General features: G+C 68.9%; 12 protein-coding genes. 3 read left to right on the top strand and 9 right to left on the bottom strand.

The window, feature by feature from the left end; all coding sequences use genetic code 11:
* Positions 1 to 38 precede the first annotated feature (38 nt).
* A complete protein-coding gene (locus tag BOX37_RS11545) occupies positions 39 to 575 on the top strand; it encodes a WKL family lipoprotein (RefSeq protein WP_071927641.1) in 537 nt (178 codons plus the stop codon).
* Between the two features lie 58 nt (positions 576 to 633).
* On the opposite strand, the gene BOX37_RS11540 is transcribed toward BOX37_RS11545, so the two are convergent.
* Positions 634 to 1467, bottom strand: a complete 834-nt coding sequence (locus BOX37_RS11540) for a tRNA (adenine-N1)-methyltransferase (protein WP_071927640.1) — start codon at positions 1465 to 1467, stop codon at positions 634 to 636.
* A gap of 144 nt (positions 1468 to 1611) precedes the next feature.
* Here BOX37_RS11540 and BOX37_RS11535 point away from each other — a divergent pair, with 144 nt between their 5' ends.
* Positions 1612 to 2517, top strand: coding sequence for a RecB family exonuclease (locus BOX37_RS11535; protein ID WP_071927639.1), 906 nt, complete (start codon positions 1612 to 1614; stop codon positions 2515 to 2517).
* Positions 2518 to 2729: 212 nt separating this feature from the next.
* On the opposite strand, the gene hisG is transcribed toward BOX37_RS11535, so the two are convergent.
* The 8 genes from hisG to metH all read right to left on the bottom strand — a co-directional run bounded on the left by hisG (position 2730) and on the right by metH (position 14196).
* A complete protein-coding gene (gene hisG / locus BOX37_RS11530) occupies positions 2730 to 3581 on the bottom strand; it encodes an ATP phosphoribosyltransferase (RefSeq protein ID WP_071927638.1) in 852 nt (283 codons plus the stop codon).
* Between the two features lie 53 nt (positions 3582 to 3634).
* A complete protein-coding gene (locus BOX37_RS11525) occupies positions 3635 to 3898 on the bottom strand; it encodes a phosphoribosyl-ATP diphosphatase (RefSeq protein ID WP_071927637.1) in 264 nt (87 codons plus the stop codon).
* A gap of 203 nt (positions 3899 to 4101) precedes the next feature.
* Positions 4102 to 5916, bottom strand: a complete 1815-nt coding sequence (locus BOX37_RS11520; RefSeq protein ID WP_071931401.1) for a choline/carnitine O-acyltransferase — start codon at positions 5914 to 5916, stop codon at positions 4102 to 4104.
* Positions 5917 to 5926: 10 nt separating this feature from the next.
* Entirely contained in the window at positions 5927 to 6742 is an 816-nt protein-coding gene (locus BOX37_RS11515) for a class I SAM-dependent methyltransferase (RefSeq protein ID WP_071927636.1), read from the bottom strand.
* 12 nt (positions 6743 to 6754) lie between these two features.
* Positions 6755 to 7618, bottom strand: coding sequence for a HalD/BesD family halogenase (locus BOX37_RS11510; protein WP_071927635.1), 864 nt, complete (start codon positions 7616 to 7618; stop codon positions 6755 to 6757).
* Between the two features lie 180 nt (positions 7619 to 7798).
* Positions 7799 to 8437 carry an HAD family hydrolase gene (locus BOX37_RS11505; protein WP_071931400.1) on the bottom strand — a complete coding sequence of 213 codons (639 nt, stop codon included), beginning with the start codon at positions 8435 to 8437 and terminating at the stop codon, positions 7799 to 7801.
* A gap of 112 nt (positions 8438 to 8549) precedes the next feature.
* Positions 8550 to 10382 carry a serine/threonine-protein kinase gene (locus tag BOX37_RS11500; RefSeq protein ID WP_071927634.1) on the bottom strand — a complete coding sequence of 611 codons (1833 nt, stop codon included), beginning with the start codon at positions 10380 to 10382 and terminating at the stop codon, positions 8550 to 8552.
* A gap of 217 nt (positions 10383 to 10599) precedes the next feature.
* Complete coding sequence (gene metH / locus BOX37_RS11495; RefSeq protein ID WP_071927633.1) at positions 10600 to 14196, bottom strand: methionine synthase; 3597 nt, start codon at positions 14194 to 14196, stop codon at positions 10600 to 10602.
* Between the two features lie 139 nt (positions 14197 to 14335).
* Between metH and BOX37_RS11490 the strand changes: the two genes are divergently transcribed.
* The gene (locus BOX37_RS11490; protein ID WP_071931399.1) at positions 14336 to 15220 is read left to right on the top strand and encodes a PAC2 family protein; all 885 of its coding nucleotides are present in this window, start codon (positions 14336 to 14338) and stop codon (positions 15218 to 15220) included.
* Positions 15221 to 15241: the final 21 nt, after the last annotated feature.

Below are 15241 nucleotides of genomic sequence, written 5' to 3'. Positions count from 1 at the left end.
CGAGCGCGCTCGCCATCGAGCCGAAAGGTTGCTGAGCCATGCTCCTTCCTCCCCGTACTCTCCGTGTCACCATCGCTACCGCTGCTGCGGCACTCGCCGTTACCGTCGGGCTGACCGGTTGCGGCGACTCCGACGATTCCTCGACGAACGCCACCAGCAGCAGTACCAGTATCGCCGCCGCTCCGTCCAGCGATTCGACCACACCGGCCGCGCCGTCCGGTGACAACGCCGACGCCCCCACCGCCGATTCCCTGACGGCGACCCTGGCCATGCTGTCGGATCCGGCCGTGTCCGCCGACGACAAGACGGCGCTGATCGTCAACGGCGAGGCCCGCCGGGCCAACATCGACCAGATGAACGGCCAGCTGGCCAACTACGGCGCCCTCACCTATGACGTCGCCAACGTCGCGACCAGCGGCGACACCACCACCGCGGATGTCACCATCACCTCGCCGCACGGTACCGCGCCCGCCTTCCCCGTCACCTTCGAGAAGGTCGACGGCGAGTGGCTGATCTCCGACAGCTCCGGCTGCCTGCTGCTGGGCTTCGCACAGGCCCCCTGCGTGCCTGCCTGACGACTCGTCCGCGCCCCGGGGTAGTTGCGTCACACCCCGGGCCAGCCCGGCTCCCCCGTCAGCCCTTGGAGGGGCGGCGCTGCGGCTTGGGGGTCACCGTGCCCTCGGCCAGGCGGCGAGCGCTCACCAGGAAGGCCGTGTGGCCCTGCATCCGGTGCTCGGGGCGCACCGCGAGACCGACCACGTGCCAGCCACGGACCATCGATTCCCAGGAGCGCGGTTCGGTCCAGCACTCCTGTTCGCGCAGCGCCTCGACGACCTTGGACAACTGGGTGACCGTCGCCACATAGACGATCAGCACGCCGCCGGGCACCAGCGCCTTGGACACCGCGGGCAGCGCGTCCCAGGGCGCGAGCATGTCGAGCACCACGCGATCGACCTGTTCGCCCTCGTACTGCGCGACATCGGCGACGGTCAGCGACCAGTTAGCCGGACGTTCGCCGAAGAAGGTCTCGACATTGCGCACGGCGTGCTCGGCGTGGTCGTCGCGGATCTCATAGGAGATCACTTCGCCCGCCGGACCGACCGCGCGCAGCAGCGAGCAGGTGAGCGCGCCGGAGCCCGCGCCTGCCTCCAACACGCGCGCGCCGGGGAACACATCGCCCTCGTGCACGATCTGCGCGGCGTCCTTGGGGTAGATCACGGCCGCGCCGCGCGGCATCGACAGCACGTAGTCGACGAGCAGTGGGCGCAGGGCCAGGTACGGGGTGCCGTTGGTCGACTTCACGACAGTGCCCTCGTCGGTGCCGAGGAGGTCGTCGTGCTTGATGCCGCCGCGGTGGGTGTGGAATTCCTTCCCCTCCTCCAGCACCACCGTGTAGAGGCGCCCCTTGGCATCGGTCAGCTGCACCCGGTCCCCGATGGCGAATGGACCGGTCCGTCTGGCCGTCATGGATCTCCGTTTCTTCTGCGAATGAAAGCCTCAGCCTGCCAGGTCGGCGCGATCACCCACCGCACGGGGTGACCGCACACGCTGATGCCGTCTGGCCCGAATCCTCAGCGATCGGTGTCGGTGGCGGCGGTTACCCTGCGGAGTATGTCAGTGCCCGTGCCCGTTTCCCTTGCCGACAACCCGACCGATCGACCGTCGCCTCGGTCGCGCCCGGCGCTGTCGCCTTCGCGGGCAAGCGATTTCAAGCAGTGTCCGTTGAAGTACCGGTTGCGGGCGATCGATCGGATCCCGGAGCCGCCGTCGCGGGCGGCGGTGCGCGGGACGGTCGTGCACGCGGTGCTGGAGGACCTGTTCGGACTGCCCGCCGCCGAGCGTGATCCGGCGCGGGCGGCGCTGCTGGTCCCCGACGCCTGGGAGCGGGTGCGTGGCGAGCGCGACGGGCTCGACGAACTGGTCGCCGAAGGCGGGCCCGAAGCGCTGTTCGAGGAGGTGCGGCGACTGGTCGCGAGCTACTACGAGCTCGAGGATCCCCGCCGCTTCGAACCGCACTCGCTCGAGGAACGCGTCGAGGTCGACCTCGACGGCGACATCCCGTTGCGCGGGTTCGTCGATCGCATCGACATCGCCCCCAACGGCATGCTCCGCGTGGTCGACTACAAGACCGGGCGCTCCCCCGGCCCGATGCACGAGGCGCGCGCGCTGTTCCAGCTCAAGTTCTACGCGCTGATGATCCTGCGAACCCGCGACATCGTGCCCGCCCAGCTGCGGCTGATCTACCTGGCCGACAAGATCCTGCTCACCTACACTCCCGACCGCGCGGAACTGGACCGCTTCGAGCGCATCCTCACCGCACTGTGGCGGGCCATCATCGACGCCGGTCGCACCGGCGACTTCCCGCCCACTCGCGGATCGATGTGCCGCTACTGCGACTTCCAGCACCTGTGCCCGGAGTTCGGCGGCACACCGCCACCGTATCCCGGCTGGCCACAACAGGATTCGGGCCCGGTGCCGGTGGGGATACCGGAGGTTCCCCCCACCGAGGACATCTGAACGACCGTGCCTCGGTCGAGGTGAGCGCAGGCGACTACTGCAGTCGGCGTTCTTCTTCCTCTTCCAGGCGGCGGCGTTCTTCCTCGCGCTCGACCTGTTCCTTTTCGATCTTCTCTTCGCGTTCGTTCTTGTTCGACATTTCCGCCCCAATCACCGATTGTTCGGACCTATCCGAGCTCGAGCCTACTCGGACAGGTCCGAACCGGATCGGGTCAGAAGGCTCGGCAGGAGCGGATGTCGGTGGCCAGAATCGCCTTGGCGCCCAGGTCGGCGAGGCGGTCCATCAGGTCGTTGCCCTGTTTGCGCGGGACCAGCGCGCGTACGGCGACCCAGTCGGGGTCGGTCAGTGGCGATACCGTCGGCGACTCCAGGCCGGGGGTGATCGCGGCGGCCTGGTCGAGCAGCGCCTTGGGGCAGTCGTAGTCGAGCATCAGGTACTGCTGGGCGAACACCACACCCTGGACGCGGGCGATGAGCTGGTTGCGGGTGCGGTCGTCGCGATCGGACCCGGTGCGCTCGATCAGCACGCCCTCGGAGTCGCACAGCGAGTCGCCGAAGGCCACCAGGTTGTGCTGGCGCAGGGTGCGCCCGGAGCCGACGACATCGGCGATCGCGTCGGCGACGCCGAGCTGGATCGAGATCTCCACGGCGCCGTCGAGGCGGATGACCTCGGCCTCGATGCCGAAGCGGGCCAGATCGGCGCGGACCAGGTTCGGATACGAGGTCGCGATCCGCTTGCCTGCCAGATCCTCGACCTTCCATTCCGTCCCGGCGGGCGCGGCGTAACGGAAGCTGGAGCGGCCGAAGCCGAGGGAAAGGCGCTCGCTGACCGGCGAGCCGGAGTCCAGGGCCAGATCGCGGCCGGTGATGCCGAGGTCGAGCTCGCCGGAGCCGACGTAGATGGCGATGTCCTTGGGCCGGAGGAAGAAGAACTCGACCTGGTTGACCGGGTCGAGAACGGTCAGCTCGCGGGAATCGGTGCGTTTGCGGTAGCCGGCCTCGCTCAGGATGGAGACGGCGGATTCCGACAGTGAGCCCTTGTTGGGAACTGCGACGCGCAACATGGGATGGGGTCCTTTCGGGGAAGCGGAGACGTGTCGACGGGACGGATCAGCCGTCACAGATGTCGGTACACGTCCTCGAGCTTCAGCCCGCGACCCACCATCATCACCTGGACCCAGTACAGCAACTGGGAGATCTCCTCGGCGAGGGCCTCGTCGCTCTCGTGCTCGGCGGCCAGCCAGATCTCGCCGGCCTCCTCGAGCACCTTCTTACCCTGGAAATGAACCCCGGCGTCCAACGCGGCCACGGTGCCCGACCCCTCGGGGCGGGTCTGGGCACGGTCGGTCAGCTCGGCGAACAGGGATTCGAAGTTCTTCACGGTGGATGATTCTTTCACACGCCTTCTCGGCGGCGCGGGCGCCGCGTGTTCGCGGCCGGGCCACCGCTCAGCACTCGAGACTCGCGCCTGCGGCGCATGCGCTTCGAGCGCTGAGCGGACCCGGCCGCGAACCGACCGCTTCGCGGCCGCCGCTCCTCGAGGTCGCGGGTGCGGGGCCGGTCAACGGCGGTCAGCCTACGGACTCAGTCGGCCAGGAGCTGACGCAGGTCGGCGACCGCGGTGCGCAGGTGGTCGGCGAAGGCGTACATCTCGTCGGAGACCGACTTGGGGGTGGCCAGGTAGATGTTCCAGCGGTCCGGCAGCAGCACGTAGGCGATGCCGATGCACTTCGGGCTGGTGGAGCCGAAGCCGAAGTAGCGGATGTACTGCGAGGGCGCCGAGCTGGTGCTCAGGTAGTCGTCGCGCATGATCGTCCAGCCGGGGCTGTCGAACAGTGCGATCCGCTCGTCGGCGACGCCGAGTTCCTCGCCGCGACGGCGCTGGATCCATTGCAGTTCCCACAGGTGCTGCTCGGGCGCCTGCCCGGCCTGGCACTCCTTGGCCCGGCCCACGTGCGCGGCCGCGGCGGTGCGAGCGGCGGCGAGCTCGGCCTCGCGATCGACCGACTCGTCGACCATGGCGTCGACGAAGGCCACCATCTCCGGGGTCACCACGCGCATGGCCTCGGTGCGGCCGTTGCGGAACTGCCGGGTCGCGATGGACTCGTAGGTGGCTCCGGTCAGCCCCTTGCTGCGCCGGTGGGCGAGCTGGTAGCTGAGCTGAGCGAAGGCGTCGGGTGAGATGCCGAGCTTCTTGGCGGCGCCGGTGCCGAAGTCGTCGAACGAGACCAGCGAGGTCGCGGTGTCGGCGGCGAAGCGGGCGAAGTCGGCGCCGGCCGCGGCGATGTCGGCGCGGGCGGCCGAGTCGAGGACGAACTCGATCGGCTCCACCGAGGGCAGTCCCTGGGCGCGCGCGCCGCTGGTCTCGGCGTGATCCTGGGCGGGCCGCTCGAGCAGGGCGTCGACGAACGAGAGCACGGTGGTGCCGTCGAGCCCGCAGTGCTCGATGTTGATCCCGGCCTGGCCGTCGGCGAAGACGATGAACGACACCGACTTGTCGAAGTAGCGATTGGCGCTGTCACCGTGCAGCAGCTGATCGCAGGCGTGCAGTTCGTCGCGCGGGGCGAAGTCCTCGAGACATACCGAGAACAGCGCCGTCTCGATCGTGTCGAAGGCGGCGACATTGGCGGCTTCGGTGCGCAGGGTGGCCCGGCTGCGCGCCCACTCGGCACGTGCCTTGGTGGTCAGGTGACCCACCGAGGTGTCGGTGGCCGCGGGCTTGGTACCGCCCTTGATCACCGCGCGCAGCCCGTCGACGACATCGTCGAAGGCGTACGGCGCGCCGTCGGCGCCGATCACCTCCATCCGGAAGATGTTGCCGCGGTAGAAGACCGCGATGTGGCGGGCATCGGAGGGGCCGGGCCATTCCGCGCTGTAGGGCTTGCGGACGGTGTCCTGCACCTCGCCCGGGATCCGGGTCTCGGAGAACAGGTACTCGTTCTGCCACATCGACAGCTGCTGCCCCCGCTGGGTGACCGGCGGGACCGTCTCGGTGTCCAGCGCCAGCTTGTAGTCGACGGCGGCGCCGATGATCGCCGCGGCCCGCTCGGCCTGCCCGGCCACCGTCGAGGCGGCCAGCGGGGTGTCATCGCGGAACAGGAACACGAAGTTGGCGTTCAGCGCGATTCGGTCACGACGACCGAGGTAGCGCGAGGGCCAGAACTCGTCGAGCCAGCTACCGACCCCGGGGGTGGCGTCGTAGTCGGCCAGCGCGGCGTGCAGGGTGCGCCCGGCCCCACCGGGGCGCAGCAGCTCGGCTACCGCGCCCTCGGTGGTGGCGTAGTCCTCGGCGCCGAGCAACGGCTGACACCACCGCAGGAACCGCGCGCAACTGTCCTCCAGTGTCGGCAGCGGCACCCGGGGCAGGGTGTCTTCGGCGGCGAACGTGGGTTGGTTCAAATCCAAGTCCTCAGGTTTCGATGGGATGCGGGCGGGACAGGAACAGGTTGGCGTAGAGCCAGCCCTCGGCTTCGTGATCGGTGGTGTCGATTCCCTTGGCCGCCAACGCATCCAGCACCTGTTGACGTTCCTGCGCGGAGGCGAAGCGACGCTGCTGGAACATACCGGGCCGCTGCTCACTGCGGTAGCCCAGCGCGGCGAGCTCGGCGGCGATCGGGTCGAAATCGAACATCCGCAACACGAAATGCGCCATCCACGGTCGCTTGCGCGGATCGGCCTGCGCGACCCTGGACAGGGTTTTCTCGGTGATGTAGCCGACGCACCCGGTGGAGATGACCAGATCGGCCGAGGCGAGCACACGGCGCTGCGCCTCGGTCGGCTCGGTGGCCTCGAGGTCGGCGTGCACGTAGTCGTGCAGGAATCCGGCGGCGTGGGCATAGGTCAGCGCCGGGCGTGCGGCGTCCATCCCGACGAAGCGTACGTCGGGAATCTGGTCGGCGCGCAACCGCTCCCGGTCCGCGGCGATCAGCCCGACCCGGTCGGTCTCGGCGTGATCGCGATAGTGCCCGGCGAGTTCCTCGACGGTCGTGTCCGTCCGCAACAGTGCCGCGTTCACCCCGTAGGAGCATCCGAGATCGAGGACGGTCGGAATCCGGCCCGGTCGCGCCGCCCGCAACTGCCGCAACTGCTCCTGGAACAACGGCTTGGCCAGTTCCGGAATCCGATAGTCCAGGTCGTTCATCCGGGCGAAGTACGCGCGCGGATCAGGGCTTTCGTAGATGTCGTCGAAGGATGCTTTGCCAGTGGTGTGCAACGGAACGGACATGGGCGGTTCCTCTCAGTCGAGCAGTCGGTCACCTCGGACGGCGTCGGCCGCGGCGGCCACATGGTCGGGCAGAACACGGCCGAACAGCTGCCTGGTGCGTTCGACAGTGCCGATCACCCCAGGCCGGTCCGTGTAGGCGAAGATCGCCGAATGTCGTTGACCCGCACCGGCCACCTCGGTGACGCGATGCAGGGAGAAGCGGCCCTTGAACAGCTGCAGGTCGCCGGGGCGCAGTGCCAGCGCGCGGATGAGCCGCCCGCCGTCCCCGGTGAGCACGGCACGCACGTCGTCGAGATGCTCGGCGTGCGGGTCGCGGATGTTGGGGCAGTACTCGAAGACGCCACCGGTGTCCGGGCGCCGGGTGAGCATGCTGACGGTGAATTCGTTGGTGTCGAAGTGCCAGGGATGCGACATGCCCGGCTCGACCACGTTCAGGCACAGCCCGGCCAGCGGATCGGCGAATTCGTGCAGTTCGTCGAGTTCGAAGCAGTCGGCCACGAAACGCTGGAACACCGGATCGGTGTAGAGGCGCTGGATCAGCGCCTCGGCGGGGATGCGGTCGCGGGCCACGAAGGCGTTGCCGCGGTCGAGCACGATCCGGGCCGGGTGATCGTCGGGGAGGTCGGTGTCGAGCGGGATGTTGTAGGCGTTGACCCGTTCGGACTTGTAGTGGGCGTGCGGGGCGATCCGCTCCCCCTCCACGCGGAGCGTGTCGAGCAGCTCCGGGCGGATGAACTCCCGCAGCACCGTACAGCCGTCCTCGGCCAGTTCGGCGCGGGCGGCCTCGACCGCGGCGCGCCGACCCGGACCACCGAGATCGGTGAGCGGATACCGTGCGATATCGACGATTTCGTCAAGCCCCCGCGTGCCTGTCATGGATTCATTTTGCGGGAAATTTCGATGACACGCCCGGGGTTTCGGTAAACAACTCGTATCCCGAACAGATCACAAGACTGCGAATTCAACTGTGCGGCAACAGTTTTCGCGAATGACACTACGGTTTCGGAATTATCACGGTAGGCTATTTCGCCCTATCGCGCTGCGCCGCCGATATGTTCAGACACGCGCGGCGAGGGCGACGCGCAGATCGGGGACCGACAAACCGACCAGCGACTCCCGGAATACCCGCCCCGGCGCCTCGGGAACCGCGATCTCGCACGGAATCACGATCAGACCGCAACCCGCGCCCTGTGCCGCGAGCGCGCCGGTGGGTGAGTCCTCGATCGCCACGCAGTCACGGGGATCGACGCCGAGCAGTTCGGCGGCCCGGCGATAGATGTGGGGTTCGGGCTTGCCGTGCGCCACCTCGTCACCGCAGACCGAGGTGTCGAAGAAGTCCCGGCCGAGGGTGTCGAGTCCGTACTCGGTCAGCGAACGCTTGGTGTTGGTCACCAGCGCGCAGCGCAGCCCGGCCTCGCGCACCATCGCCAGCGCGTCCTTGGCGCCCGGTCGCCACGGGATCGGACCGAGCATCAGTTCGGTGACCCGGCGCTCGAGGAACTCCCCCGCCGCGACCAGGATCTCCGGCGTGGTCTCGACGCCGATGCCGTCGAACAGCATGCGCAGCGCGTTCGGCCCGGAAGCGCCGATCAGGGCGTGGCGGACCGCGTCGGTGAGTTCACTGCCGTGTTCGCGGGCGAGTTCGCGCACCGCGATGTCCCACAGCTTCTCCGAATCGAGCAGCGTGCCGTCCATGTCCCACAACACCGCGGCCGGTCGCGCGCTCACCTGTCACTCGCCTCGTTCTCGTCTGCTCACCGAAGAAGCCCGGCGGTCGCCGGGCCCGGTCAAGGGTAACGGGTGCGCCTCAGACGCCCGATCCGGCGATCCGCAGGCCGCCCGCGTCGCCGGTGACCTCGATCCAGCGGTTCTCCGAGGTCACGGTGCCGTTGGTGAGGTGATAGGTCAGCGTGACCACCGCCCGGTTGCGGCCGTTGGGGGTGATCGAGCCGACACTCACCGACCGCACCGTCGACCAGAACGAGGAGTACTGACCGTAGCCGCCGGTCTGGGCCTGATAGCCGGGGGCCAGCTGAGCCCACGCCCCGCCGACATTGCCCGGCAACATGCCGTAATACCCGGCGATGAACTGGTTGATCCGGTCCGGCGAGGGAGGTCCGGCCGGGGTCGTGGTGGTGCTGGTGGCCGACGGTGTCGAGGTGGGGGCGCCGGAGGTACTGGTCGGCGTCGGTGAGGTGCTCGCCGGGGCGGCCGAGCCGTCGGGGGCGGGCGGGACGGGTGCCGGGACGGTGATGGTCTCCTGTTCGGGGACGATCACCACGGTGCTCACCTTGCCGTCGACCATCGTTGTCACGGTGACCGCGGGCGGCGGTGTCTGGGCCTGCTGGCCGGGGTCGGCGCCCCGTTCCCGGGTGACGACCAGGACGACCAGCATCACCGCGAACGCGGCGACGGCGGCGGCGAGCAGCAGGACGGCGCGGCTGTTGGTCGCCGAGTCGCTGCGCGCGGGCGGGGTGGGGAAGACGGGCGGGCGGCCCGATCCGGTGGGTGCGGCGTCGTGGTCGCGGTCGGATCCGGCGGTTGCCGTGTTCGCGCGCACCGCGGCATCCGAGCCTGGCGTCTGCGCGAGCTCGCCCGCGGATCCGGCCCCCGCACCGGCTCCGCCGGAACGCGGCGAGGACGATCCCCCGGTGATCGCCGAGCGGGCCGCCTTGGCGAAGGCGAGACCGCTGCCGAGCAGTGCGGCCGCTCCCGACTTCGCACCGTCGGTCCCAGCGCCCTGCCCCGGCCGTGGCAGCAGCGTGGTGGCCGCCTCGCTCACCGGAAGCACCTTGGTCAGCGAGGCGGGCAGCGACGGAACCCGCCCCGCCGCGACATCTTCCAGCGCCAGCCGGGCCGCAGCCATGGTCGGGCGGTGCTCCAGGTCCGCGGTCAGCAGCCACATCAGTACCGGGCCGAGCGGGCCCGCGTTCTTCGGCTCCGGCACCGTTCCGCGCGCCACGGCGTGCAGCACCGCCAGGGGGTTGTCGCCCTCGCCGAACGGCGGGGCGCCCTCGACGGCGGCGTAGAGCGTGGAGCCCAGGGCGAAGACGTCGGCGGCGGATTTGGGCCTGTCGCCGCGCGCGATCTCGGGCGCCAGGTAGGCGGGGGTACCCGCCAGGAACCCGGTCGCCGTCACGGTGACGTCGCCGGTGGCATGCGAGATGCCGAAGTCGGTGATCTTGACGGTGCCGTCGTCACCGACGAGCAGATTGGCCGGCTTCACGTCCCGGTGCATGATCCCGGCGTCGTGCGCGGCCGACAACGCCGCGGCGGCCTGGGCGCCGATGCCGGCCACCTCGATCGGCGGCAACGTCGCGCCACCGGCCAGCTTGGCGGCCAGGCTGGGTGCGTTCATGTATTCCATGACCAGCCAGGGCTGGCCGTCTTCCTCGGCCACGTCGAAGACGGTGATGGCGTTGGGATGATGCAGACGCGCGGCGATCCGGCCCTCGCGCATGGCGCGCAGCTTCGCCTCCAGCGCCTGCGAGCCGGTGAGGCCGGGTGCTAGCAGCACCTGCTTCACCGCGACGGTGCGGCGCAACCGCACGTCGGTGGCTCGCCACACCACCCCCATCGCGCCCGTGCCGATCGGGTCGGTGAGTCGATAGCGTCCCGCGATCAACCGATCCGATGTCATGACTTGCGCCCCTCCTGCTTACCGCCGAGTCGTCCAGCCCTCCGCGCCACAGCGGGATGAAACTTCGAAAATCCTACGTGCTGAACTGCTTTGCCCCGGTTCCAGGGCAGTCCGGGCGAAGGACACGCCGTCGCATCGTGACCAGACTCACAGGCCGCACAACGACGATCGGATCGGTCCCACCGGACCGATCCGATCTGCCGTCATGCGCAGTGTCTCAGGCGTTGAAGTATTTCGCCTCCGGATGCAACAGCACGAACGCGTCGGTCGACTGTTCCGGATGCAACTGCAGTTCTTCCGACAACTGCACCCCGACCCGGCCCGCGTCGAGCAGATCGACCAGTTTGGCGCGATCCTCGAGGTCCGGGCAGGCGCCGTAGCCGAAGGAATACCGCGCACCGCGATAACCGAGCTTGAAGAACTCCTGGATGTCGGCCGGATCGTCGGCGGCGACCGACTGCCCGTCGAGGGTGAGTTCCTCGCGGATCCGGCGGTGCCAGTACTCGGCCAGCGACTCGGTCAGCTGCACACCGATGCCGTGCACCTCGAGGTAGTCACGGTAGTTGTCGGCCGCGAACAACGCGTTGGCGAAGTCGGCGATCGGCTGGCCCATGGTGACCAGCTGGAACGGCAACACATCCACCTGCCCGGTCGCACGAGCCCGCTCCCGCGAGCGGATGAAGTCCGCGATGCACAGGAACCGGTCGCGCTGCTGGCGCGGGAAGGTGAACCGATACCGCTGCGGCGCATCGGGTTCGGGCTCGGTGAGCACGATGACCTCGTCGCCCTCCGACACCGCGGGGAAGTACCCGTACACCACGGCCGCGTGCTGCAGCACGTTCTCGGTCGCGAGCCGGTCGAGCCAGGCCCGCAGCCGCGGACGGCCCTCGGTCTCCACCAATTCCTCGTAGGAGGGACCGTCACCGGCACGCTGACCACGCAGCCCCCACTGCCCAAGGAACAGGGCGCGTTCGTCGAGCAGGCCCGAATACTCCTGCAGCGGCAGACCCTTGATCACGCGGGTGCCCCAGAACGGCGGGCTCGGCACCGGCAGGTCGGCCGCCACGTCGGACCGCTCGGGCACCACCACCGGCGCCTCGGCGGCCTTGCGCTCGGCGGCGATGCGCTGGGACCGCTCGTGACGGGCCTTGCGCTCGGCGGCCTTCTTCTTGGCCGCGATCGCCTCGGGGCTGTCGGGATCGAGGCCACCGCCACGCTTGACGGTCATGATCTCGTCCATCAACCGCAGACCCTCGAACGCGTCGCGGGCATAGCGCACATCGCCCTCGTAGACCGCGGTGAGGTCGTTCTCCACATAGGAGCGGGTCAGCGCGGCGCCACCGAGCAGCACCGGGTACTGCTCGGCCACACCCTTGGCGTTGAGTTCCTCGAGGTTCTCCTTCATCACCACCGTCGACTTCACCAGCAGCCCGGACATGCCGATCACGTCGGCTTTCTTGTCCTTGGCGGCGTCGAGGATGGTGGCGATCGGCTGCTTGATGCCGAGGTTGACCACCTCGTAGCCGTTGTTGGACAAGATGATGTCGACCAGGTTCTTGCCGATGTCGTGCACGTCGCCCTTGACCGTGGCCAGCACGATCCGGCCCTTGCCTGCGTCGTCGGTGGCCTCCATGTGCGGTTCCAGGTGCGCGACAGCGGTTTTCATGACCTCGGCCGACTGCAGCACGAACGGCAGCTGCATCTGACCCGAGCCGAACAGCTCGCCGACGGTCTTCATGCCCGAGAGCAGGGTCTCGTTGATGATCTGCAACGGCGGCACCGACTGCATCGCCTCGTCCAGATCGTCGCCGAGGCCGTTGCGCTCACCATCGACGATGCGCCGCTCGAGCCGCTCGAACAGCGGCAGCGCGGCCATCTCCTCGGCGCGCGAGGCCTTCGACGAGGCCGTCGAGACGCCCTCGAACAGCGCCATCAACTTCTGCAGCGGGTCGTAGTCCTCACTGCGACGGTCATAGATCAGGTCCAGCGCGGTCTGCCGGTGCTCCTCGGGAATCCGGCTCATCGGCAGGATCTTCGAGGCGTGCACGATGGCCGAGTCCAGCCCGGCCTCCACGCACTCGTGCATGAACACCGAGTTCAGCACCTGGCGGGCGGCCGGATTGAGACCGAAGGAGATATTGGACAAGCCCAGGGTGGTCTGCACCTGCGGGTGGCGGCGCTTGAGTTCGCGGATGGCCTTGATCGTCTCCTCGCCGTCCTTGCGCGACTCCTCCTGCCCGGTGCCCAGGGTGAAGGTCAGCGTGTCGACGATGATGTCGGACTCGAGCAGACCCCAGTTGGTCGTGATGTCTTCGATCAACCGTTCGGCGATGGCGACCTTGGCCTCGGCGGTGCGGGCCTGGCCCTCCTCGTCGATGGTCAGCGCCACCACCGCGGCGCCGTGCTCGGAGACCAGCCGCATGATCTGCTGGAACCGGGAATCCGGTCCGGCGCCGTCCTCGTAGTTCACCGAGTTCACCGCGCACCGTCCGCCCAGGTGCTGCAACCCCGCCTGCAGCACCGGCGGCTCGGTGGAGTCGAGCATGATCGGCAGCGTCGAGGAGGTCGCCAGGCGCGAGGCCAGCTCGTTCATGTCCACGGTGCCGTCGCGGCCGACGTAGTCCACGCACAGGTCGAGCATGTGCGCGCCGTCGCGGGTCTGATCCTTGGCGATCTCGAGGCAACGCTGCCAGTCCTGCGCCAGCATCGCGTCACGGAAAGCCTTGGAGCCGTTGGCATTCGTGCGCTCACCGATCATCATGATCGAGGCGTCCTGCTCGAACGGGACGGCGGTGTACATGCTCGACACGGCCGGTTCGTGCTCGGGTGTGCGACGTTCGTCGATCGCGGGCAGGCGGGTCTCCACCTCGCGCACCGCCTCGGCGACCTGGCGGATGTGTTCGGGCGTGGTGCCGCAGCAGCCGCCGACCAATGCCAGACCGAACTCCGAGACGAAGCCGCTCAGCGCGATCGCGAGTTCCTCGGGGGTGAGCGGGTATTCCGCGCCGTTGGCGCCGAGCACCGGCAGACCGGCGTTCGGCATCACCGACACCGGAATCTGGGCGTGCCGCGACAGGTGCCGCAGGTGCTCGCTCATCTCCTCGGGGCCGGTCGCGCAGTTCAGGCCGATCATGTCGATGCCCAGCGGTTCCAGCGCGGTCAGCGCCGCGCCGATCTCGCTGCCGACCAGCATGGTGCCGGTGGTCTCCACGGTGACGTGGGTGATGATCGGGATCCGGCGGCCTGCGGCGACCATGGCCCGCCTGCTGCCGGTGATCGCGGCCTTGACCTGCAGCAGGTCCTGGCAGGTCTCCACGAGGATGGCGTCGGCACCGCCGTCGAGCATGCCCAGCGCCGCCTCGGTGTAGGCGTCGCGCAGCTGGGCGAACGGCGCGTGGCCCAGGGTCGGCAGCTTGGTGCCAGGGCCCATCGACCCGAGGACGTAGCGCGGCGTGCCGTCGGCGGCGGGGCCCATCTCGTCGGCGACCTCGCGGGCGATGCGGGTGCCGCGCTCGGACAGATCGCGGATCCGGTTGGCGATGTCGTAGTCGGCGAGGTTGGGCAGGTTGCAGCCGAAGGTGTTGGTCTCCACCGCGTCCGCGCCCGCCGAGAAGTAGGCGCGGTGGATCTCGGCCAGCACGTCGGGGCGGGTGTCGTTGAGGATCTCGTTGCATCCCTCGAGGCCACGGAAATCGTCGAGCGTCAGGTCCGCGGCCTGCAACATCGTGCCCATCGCACCGTCGCCGATGACGACACGCCGTCGAAGCGTGTCGAGGAGCGTGGTATCGAACACGGTGGGCAAGGACGCAGACATGCATTCCAGACTAGAGGGCGCCACCGACGCGGCAGACCACTGTGGGTGAATCCAGTGGCCCCGGCCACAGCGCGCGACGCGTTCTGCCAACAGCGCCGGTCACCGCAAAACAATTCGCACGAGACACTAGGCTGACGTGGTGGATGCCAGTGACACCCCCGAGACGGAATTGCCGACGTTGCGTCATCCCGTGCTGGTTGCGGCCTTCGAGGGCTGGAACGACGCCGGTGACGCGGCCAGCGGCGCGGTCGAACACCTCGAGCTGATCTGGGATGCCGAACCGCTGGCCGAGCTCGATTCCGAGGAGTACTACGACTACCAGGTGAACCGTCCCACGGTCCGCCAGGTCGACGGGGTGACCAGAGAGATCCAGTGGCCCTCCACCATGCTGTCGGTGTGCTCGCCGCCCGGCAGCGACCGCGATGTGGTGCTGCTGCGCGGGATCGAACCGAACATGAAATGGCGCAGCTTCTGCGACGACCTGCTCGAGTTCATCGAGCAGCTGGGCGTGGAGACGGTGGTGATCCTCGGCGCGCTGCTGGCCGACACCCCGCACACCCGCCCGGTACCGGTGACCGGTTCGGCCTACAGTCCCGAGGCGGCCGAGCGGTTCAATCTGGAACAGACCCGCTACGAAGGCCCGACCGGGATCACCGGCGTGCTGCAGGACCAGTGCGTCAAGGCCGGTGTACCCGCGGTGTCGTTCTGGGCCGCGGTACCGCACTACGTGTCGCAGCCGCCGAATCCGAAGGCGACGATCGCGCTGCTGCACCGGGTCGAGGACGTGCTCGACATCGAGGTGCCGCTGGGCGAGCTGCCCAAGCAGGCCGAGGAGTGGGAGGCCGCGGTCAACGAGATGACCGAGGGCGACGAGGAGATCAGCGAGTACGTGCGCTCGCTCGAGGAGCGCGGTGACGCGGCGCTCGACCTGAGCGAGACGATGTCGAAGATCGACGGCGACGCCATCGCCGCGGAGTTCGAGAAGTACCTGCGCAGGCGAGGTCCCGGCAGTTTCGGTCTGTGAACCGATTCCGCCGGGACTGCT

This window comes from Nocardia mangyaensis (assembly GCF_001886715.1).
In the GTDB taxonomy this organism is placed as follows: domain Bacteria; phylum Actinomycetota; class Actinomycetes; order Mycobacteriales; family Mycobacteriaceae; genus Nocardia; species Nocardia mangyaensis.
The sequence above is the reverse complement of the archived record's forward strand: the minus strand, read 5'-3'. Positions and strand labels throughout refer to the sequence as shown.

Excerpts from the sequence above, each read along its gene's own strand:
- hisG (WP_071927638.1), bottom strand. The coding sequence starts at position 3,581 with ATGTTGCGCGTCGCAGTTCCCAACAAGGGCTCACTGTCGGAATCCGCC.
- BOX37_RS11540 (WP_071927640.1), bottom strand. The coding sequence starts at position 1,467 with ATGACGGCCAGACGGACCGGTCCATTCGCCATCGGGGACCGGGTGCAG.
- BOX37_RS11510 (WP_071927635.1), bottom strand. The coding sequence starts at position 7,618 with ATGACAGGCACGCGGGGGCTTGACGAAATCGTCGATATCGCACGGTAT.
- BOX37_RS11515 (WP_071927636.1), bottom strand. The coding sequence starts at position 6,742 with ATGTCCGTTCCGTTGCACACCACTGGCAAAGCATCCTTCGACGACATC.
- BOX37_RS11545 (WP_071927641.1), top strand. The coding sequence starts at position 39 with ATGCTCCTTCCTCCCCGTACTCTCCGTGTCACCATCGCTACCGCTGCT.
- metH (WP_071927633.1), bottom strand. The coding sequence starts at position 14,196 with ATGTCTGCGTCCTTGCCCACCGTGTTCGATACCACGCTCCTCGACACG.
- BOX37_RS11505 (WP_071931400.1), bottom strand. The coding sequence starts at position 8,437 with ATGGACGGCACGCTGCTCGATTCGGAGAAGCTGTGGGACATCGCGGTG.
- BOX37_RS11535 (WP_071927639.1), top strand. The coding sequence starts at position 1,612 with ATGTCAGTGCCCGTGCCCGTTTCCCTTGCCGACAACCCGACCGATCGA.
- BOX37_RS11500 (WP_071927634.1), bottom strand. The coding sequence starts at position 10,382 with ATGACATCGGATCGGTTGATCGCGGGACGCTATCGACTCACCGACCCG.